Genomic DNA, 447 nt, shown 5'->3' on the forward strand with positions numbered 1-447 from the left:
TGACCCTGAGCGGCATCCTGCTGCTGGTGCTCGGCGTGGTCTCCGCCGTACGCGCCAGACCGGAAAAACCGATGCTGCAGCCGCTGGCGGACGAAAAAAAGTAGCCTCGCCTCCTTAAGGGGTATTCCCTCGCCAAAAAGATGCATTTAAAATACATCTTATATTCCTGATGACGAGGTAACTGCTATGGCTTTCCGTGACCAACCTTTAGGCGAGCTGGCGCTGACCATCCCGCGCGCCTCCGCCCTGTTCCGTCAATACGATATGGATTACTGCTGCGGCGGCAAACAGACCCTGGCGCGCGCCGCGTCGCGCAAAGCGCTGGATGTCGCGGTGATTGAAGCCGAGCTGGCGAAACTGGCCGAACAGCCTCTCTCCCGCGACTGGCGCGCGGCGTCCCTCGCGGAGATTATCGACCATATCATCGTTCGCTATCACGACCGGCAC

At 59.7% G+C, this 447-nt stretch carries 1 protein-coding gene; it reads left to right on the forward strand.

The window, feature by feature from the left end; translation table 11 throughout:
• Positions 1–186 precede the first annotated feature (186 nt).
• A partial coding sequence (locus FJV41_RS55775; RefSeq protein WP_181791580.1) for a DUF542 domain-containing protein occupies positions 187–447 on the forward strand: 261 nt, incomplete at its 3' end.

This window comes from Myxococcus llanfairpwllgwyngyllgogerychwyrndrobwllllantysiliogogogochensis, from assembly GCF_006636215.1.
GTDB lineage: Bacteria > Myxococcota > Myxococcia > Myxococcales > Myxococcaceae > Myxococcus > Myxococcus llanfairpwllgwyngyllgogerychwyrndrobwllllantysiliogogogochensis.